The 6,236-nt window shown below is 49.3% G+C and carries 5 protein-coding genes and 3 pseudogenes; 3 read left to right on the plus strand and 5 right to left on the minus strand.

The window, feature by feature from the left end; genetic code table 11:
• Nucleotides 1-96: 96 nt before the first annotated feature.
• Nucleotides 97-375, plus strand: a pseudogene (locus tag BFF42_RS09495) (YdcK family protein); the annotation flags it as partial.
• On the opposite strand, the gene rimL reads toward BFF42_RS09495, so the two are convergent.
• The 4 genes and pseudogenes from rimL to hglS form a co-directional block, all read right to left on the minus strand.
• A complete protein-coding gene (gene rimL / locus BFF42_RS09500; RefSeq protein ID WP_000140884.1) occupies nucleotides 370-906 on the minus strand; it encodes a 50S ribosomal protein L7/L12-serine acetyltransferase in 537 nt (178 codons plus the stop codon). The pseudogene BFF42_RS09495 and the gene rimL overlap by 6 nt on opposite strands.
• A gap of 62 nt (nucleotides 907-968) precedes the next feature.
• The gene (locus BFF42_RS09505; RefSeq protein ID WP_004983724.1) at nucleotides 969-1,193 is read right to left on the minus strand and encodes an HP1242/YdcH family protein; all 225 of its coding nucleotides are present in this window, start codon (nucleotides 1,191-1,193) and stop codon (nucleotides 969-971) included.
• A gap of 139 nt (nucleotides 1,194-1,332) precedes the next feature.
• Nucleotides 1,333-2,987: pseudogene (gene opgD / locus BFF42_RS09510) on the minus strand (glucan biosynthesis protein OpgD).
• A gap of 224 nt (nucleotides 2,988-3,211) precedes the next feature.
• Entirely contained in the window at nucleotides 3,212-4,555 is a 1,344-nt protein-coding gene (hglS, locus tag BFF42_RS09515; RefSeq protein WP_000013782.1) for a 2-oxoadipate dioxygenase/decarboxylase HglS, read from the minus strand.
• Between the two features lie 216 nt (nucleotides 4,556-4,771).
• Here hglS and BFF42_RS09520 point away from each other — a divergent pair, with 216 nt between their 5' ends.
• On the plus strand, nucleotides 4,772-5,695 hold the full coding sequence (locus tag BFF42_RS09520) for a LysR substrate-binding domain-containing protein (protein ID WP_012421364.1): 924 nt from the start codon (nucleotides 4,772-4,774) through the stop codon (nucleotides 5,693-5,695).
• Nucleotides 5,696-5,732: 37 nt separating this feature from the next.
• Here the strand turns inward: BFF42_RS09520 and BFF42_RS09525 are convergent.
• Nucleotides 5,733-5,909: pseudogene (locus tag BFF42_RS09525) on the minus strand (hypothetical protein); the annotation flags it as partial.
• A 93-nt stretch (nucleotides 5,910-6,002) separates the two neighbouring features.
• Here BFF42_RS09525 and BFF42_RS09530 point away from each other — a divergent pair.
• A partial coding sequence (locus tag BFF42_RS09530) for a transposase (protein WP_252866569.1) occupies nucleotides 6,003-6,236 on the plus strand: 234 nt, incomplete at its 3' end.

Raw genomic sequence — 6,236 nt, forward strand, 5'->3', positions numbered from 1 at the left:
ACTGGCCGATAAACCGGGTCGGCGAACTGCTCCCCTGGCGCGTAGCACTGCCGACTGAATAACACATCCCCGTCAATACGGTTCTTGCTGCACGCTTACGAATATGCCATTGTGGAAGGTAATTGTGTGTTAAAACATCATGTCTTGATTGGCGGAAATGCCGTGGTACGTGGTGAACCGATTCTGCTCGACGAGCACGTTGTAATACAAGGTGAGAGCCGTATTTCAGGTGCGGTGATAATTGAAAACCATGTGGAGTTAACCGACCACGCCGTCGTTGAAGCCTTTGATGGCGACACGGTTCATGTCCGTGGTCCAAAAGTCATTAACGGCGAGGAGCGCATTACGCGAACGCCGCTGGCAGGGTTATTATGAATCGATAATACGCGCGTATAAGTTCACATCATCATAGGCATCATTCAGGAACTCAGCCTGTTTCAGGCAACCTTCAAGGATAAAACCATTGCGCAAAGCGACCTGGTTGCTTTGCGGATTGTCCACCCGACATTTGATCACGAAGCGTCTAAGTTCACCAGACTGAGCGTAATGATGAATCAATGCCTGCAGCGCCTGAGAAATGATCCCCTGCCCCTGATGAGATTCGTCCAGCCAGTAGCCGATTTCAGCAGTTTTATTCAGTGGTTCAATACGATTAAACGAGATAACGCCGATAAGTTCATCTTCTTTGAAAATCATGAACATTTTGGCATAGCCGCGTTGATGCAACATCACATTACCCTGCACCGTTTTTCGCGTGTCCTCTTCACTCTGAACGAACTGCGGCCAGTTTAGCGACTGCTGTAACCAGGTTTTATTTTTACAGATTAACTGATAAAGAGGTGTGACGTGACTTTCCGCAACAGCATGTAATTCAAGTGATTCGCTTACTTTTATCGTTTCAGTCATCTTATCTCCAGTCAATCCATGCTGTTGTTAAAAAAGCCGCCTGGCTGGCGGCTTAGGAAAGTTTACACCCCTTTGACGCTCTCCTGCTGCAGGATTTTGAGCATCTCATCTTTTAACTGTAGCTTTTGTTTTTTCATGCGGACCACTTCCGCATTGTACCCTCGACCGTCGAAACCTTCCTTTCTGGCAATTTCATGATCAAGTTTATTGTGTTTATCGAACAAGGACATAAAGCGAGGATTTTCGTTTTTCAGACGGGATATTAAATCTCGGTATTCTGGAAACATACGCACTCCCTGTTAGTGGCTGACAAGGTGTATCTGAAATACACACCATCAGATTACTCATTTAACTTAGGGAAAAATGCGAGCGGGATCGTGTTTAACCAGACGGCACCTCCCGAAGAAGGTGCCGAAGAAAAAACGATTAACTCATCACGCGGTCGTCAACATACTGACGTTTATCCGACGCTGGCGGGAAATACTGATACAGCCATGTTTCACTGATAGCGTCCCCCTGACAACGTAGATACATCCGCATATCGACCGGATCAGTGGAGTCCGAAGTCGGATACCAGTCAAACTGAATACGATAACCATCGATGGGTTCAATATAGAGAATTTCGATTTGCTTCGCTTCCCCACTGGAAAGCGTAATCACCGGCTCAATGCCTTTTGGCGCGGCAGCTTTCAGATCACCACCAACGAAATCGACGGCAAAACGACGCGCCCATTTTTCGGGATAGTGTTCACCTGGCGCCCAACCTTCCGGGAAACCGCCCATGCCGGTACGCGTCGCCATAACGCGCGCTAATGGGCAATGAACAGGCGGTTGCGCACTCCAGTACAGACGATACTGGAATGCAAACTCATCACCTGCTTTTACAGCTTTTTCTGGCTGCCAGAAACAGACAATGTTATCCAGCGTTTCGCCCGTTGTTGGGATTTCCATCAGGCCGATGGTGCCCTTACCCCACTTGTTACGCGGTTCCAGCCACAGACTTGGGCGTTTGTTATACCAGCCCATAATGTCCTGATAATGGGAGAAGTCACGATCCAGTTGCAATAAACCAAACCCTTTCGGGTTGTTGTCGGTGTAAGCATTGAACTGCAATTTTTGCGGATTATTCAGCGGACGGCAAATCCACTCGCCGTTGCCCCGCCACATGGACAGACGATCAGAGTCATGAATTTGCGGATGAATTGTATCGCACATCCGACGTTCATTAGTACCGCAGCTGAACATACTGGTCATCGGCGCAATGCCCAGCTGTTTAATGTCTTTGCGCGCATACAGGTGATTTTCCACATCCATAATCACCTGACTTTTCTCACAATGGATAGTGAACTTATAGGCACCAGTAATGCTGGCGCTATCGAGCAACGCATAAACGGTAAAGGTAGTTGCCCCCGGTTTTACCGTATCAAACCAGAAGGCGGTAAAGTCGGGGAACTCTTCTTTACTGTCGGTGTAAGTGTCGATCGCCAGGCCGCGGGCCGACAAACCGTATTGATATGTATCATCAACGGCGCGGAAATAACTCGCGCGAGAAATGATACTACATCACGGCGCGCCAGTTCGGGGGCTTTAAACACGCGAAAACCGGCAAAGCCGAGATCGCTTTGCCCTTCTAATTGTTTTGTATCAACACCCGCATCGTTGTATTTGAACAACTCCGGGCGAAAGTGAATTTCACGCGCCAGATGTGTTGCTGGATCTACAGAAAACATACGAACGCGGCGACGGAATCCCATTCCCATATGGAAGAACTGAGCGTCCAGTTGACGGTTCTCAACGTTATGCCAGAGCGATTTTTCGGCGTCGTATTGAATACTGTTATAAGCCTGCGGCGTCATTGTCGCCAGCGTGTCAGGTAACGGACGAGGCGCACCACGCCACGCTGTTTGCGCTAAGTCGTGCGCCATTGACTGTAGAATGGAGAAGTCAAAACGCTGGGTTTGCCCGTCGGCAATATCAGAATCTGCCGCGAATGCCGCCTGAGAAAAAAGAGAAGCAATGCCGCTGGTACCGCACACGGCGGCCATAGCCATTGAACCTTTAATAAATCGTCTACGATCCATACCTGAAAGTGAGTCCTTCTGGTGTTGTGAATGGTCCCGCGCTGGTCGTTTTCAGCGGCAAGAAAGTGCTTATTTATGACCGCTCACTCTAGACAATATTTATTAATAATCCAATTGTTGAACTGAGAGAATATGCATAAATCGGCATTTTTTTTATGTCGATGGGATGAGCCTGATTCGTTTGTAAAATCAGGCAAATTTTTGCAAAGGCGGATGGTCAGAATTTAAAGCAAACCACAGCGACGTTTACTGCGTTCTTCCGCTTCCTGGTAAAGCTGGAACTCATCCAAAACCGGACAACCCAACGCCTGCTCAAATGCTTCGCGACTGGCATTACCGTGACTGCGTGTCTGCGTTTCATTACCCAGATTTGACTGGAAGATCCCCGCCGCGCTAACGGGCAAGAAATCTTCATAGGTGATGGGTTGCGCCACTACCCAACCACGTTCAATTAAAGGCTGTGGATCGTCTCCAAGATGAATCGCCTGACGATGCGCCTCACCCGAAGGCGTCAGACGGTACCGGAACCATGCCAACCCTTGCTGACGCATTAAAAACTCACTGTCAGGAAAAGTGCGGAAGGTTTCCTGTAAATGCATTTGGTGAGTGAGATTATCCTGCCCGGTTCCAGCGTTACGCAGAAGATCATCATACAGTTGTCGCCCTTTCGGCGTTAATGCCACGCCACGCTGCTCAATTTCACCAAAGCGCGCGGTATGCGTGCCCTGTTTCTGCCCCGCAAACAACACCGTCTCTTCCAGTGCTTTAAAGCTGGTCTGGCGTAGTAAAATCGGTACCTCGCGGCGCGGCGGCCCCTCGATGAGAATTTTGGGTTCAATTCCGCATTCAGGCATCATCGACTGCACCCGGTCAATATCCAGCGTACGTGGCGTCAGGTGGTTGATATGGCATCCAGGAAAACAGACCACATCAGCAATCAACCGATGTTCGTTGTGCAAGGCGCGATAGGTTTCTTCATCTACCGTTGCTGACTGGTGCCAGCGAAACGTTTCCAGGGCCTCTTGCACAAATTCCTGTGCCTGTGTTTCGTTAAAACCGCCCTGCTGCTCATATTCCTCTAACAGTTGTCGACAACGTGGGGTGAAGATATCGCGCTGACGCAGAATCTCCGCCGCTTTCTGGCGCAAAATTTCGTTCTCGATAAGCTCAAGGCGGAGTAAGGAGGTAAAAACGCGGAAGGGATTACGCGCCAGAGAAGCATCATCAATGGGCCGAAATGCTGTCGAATGTACCGGCACCCCTGCCTGCGAGAGATCGTAATAGCTCACCGGGTACATCCCCATAATGGCAAACATCCGCCGAAGAGTAGCAAGCTCTTGTGCAGTCCCAACGCGAATCGCCCCATGACGTTCAACATTCAGTCGCGCCAGCTCGTCTGCATTTACCATTTTTTCGTGCAGTTGAGGATTGTTTTCCAGCACAGCCAGATTCACATCAGCTACCAGTTCCAGCAGCGTGCCGTACTGCGGAACTTCTTGCTGGTACATGGCTGACATTGCCTGCGAAAACTGTTCCCGAATCTCATCCGCCGTGATGCTGTTCGCCATAGTGTCTGCCTCCAGTGGTCAGTAATCTGGAGTGTAGGTAACCGCATTCACTCTGGCGGGAAGAATTTACAAACTGTGATCTCGCCGCGAAAACATCAATATTATCCATTTTGCTGTAACACAATTGCTTTAATTGTTAATTATATTTTGCAATCAAGTTATCATAATCAAACAACTTCACTTGTCAGCGACACCGCTTCGTTTTTAACATCGCTTATGGAAAAAAATAGTCTGTTTAGTCAGCGCATCCGTTTGCGCCACCTTCATACATTCGTAGCTGTCGCACAACAAGGAACTTTGGGGCGCGCGGCTGAAACCCTTAATTTGAGTCAACCTGCGCTCTCTAAGACATTGAATGAACTGGAGCAGCTGACGGGCACTCGCTTGTTTGAGCGTGGTCGTCAGGGGGCGCAACTTACCTTACCCGGCGAACAATTTTTAACGCATGCAGTCAGAGTTCTTGACGCCATCAACACTGCCGGACAGTCGCTTCATCGTAAAGAAGGTCTTAATAATGATGTCGTCAGGATTGGTGCACTACCTACTGCGGCACTGGGGATATTACCTTCGGTTATAGGTCAGTTTCATCAGCAACAAAAAGAGACGACCTTGCAAGTTGCGACAATGAGTAACCCTATGATTCTGGCGGGTTTGAAAACCGGGGAAATCGATATCGGCATTGGTCGGATGTCAGATCCTGAACTGATGACCGGGCTTAATTACGAACTGCTGTTTCTTGAATCGCTGAAGCTGGTTGTCCGCCCTAATCACCCGCTACTTCAGGAGAACGTAACGCTAAGCCGAGTGCTGGAATGGCCGGTCGTTGTATCACCAGAAGGCACTGCGCCACGCCAGCATTCAGATGCATTAGTACAGAGCCAGGGATGTAAAATTCCTTCGGGTTGTATCGAAACGCTGTCTGCTTCGCTATCTCGTCAACTTACGGTTGAATACGACTACGTGTGGTTTGTCCCTTCTGGCGCGGTAAAAGACGACCTGCGTCATGCCACGCTGGTGGCCCTGCCTGTTCCGGGACATGGTGCAGGCGAACCGATTGGAATACTGACCCGCGTAGATGCGATGTTCTCTTCTGGTTGCCAGTTGATGATTAACGCTATTCGAAAATCAATGCCGTTCTGAAAGGTGAAGGGATCTGTCGATCCCTCCTTGAACATTTTCACACCGTAGCGAAACTAACTGGTTCACCCGCTCCGCGAGGTTCTGCCGACACAGAATGTTTGTTCAGACGGAATACATCCACCGCCTCAGTTAATCGTGCCGCCTGTTCTTCAAGGGACACCGCCGCCGCTGAGGCCTCTTCTACCAGAGAAGCATTCTGTTGCGTCACCTTATCCGTAAGCGTACAGCCTGAACCGTCTGGTCAGAATCTGACGAATTAGACAAAGTGGTGTCCACCAAATAAGTAGTGGGAACCAAAGTGTCAGATATGCAGAAAAATGTGAATCCCGGCAGGCGAAAAGGCTGCCCTAATTATCCTCCCGAATTTAAACAGCAGCTCGTTGCTGCCTCCTGTGAACCCGGGATATCCATCTCAAAACTTGCTCTTGAAAATGGCATTAACGCCAATCTGTTGTTCAAATGGCGACAACAATGGCGCGAGGGAAAGCTGCTATTACCTTCTTCAGAGAGCCCCCAGCTACTTCCTGTGACTCTCGATGCA

The organism is Shigella sp. FC1661 (assembly GCF_001712525.1).
In the GTDB taxonomy this organism is placed as follows: Bacteria; Pseudomonadota; Gammaproteobacteria; order Enterobacterales; family Enterobacteriaceae; genus Escherichia; species Escherichia coli.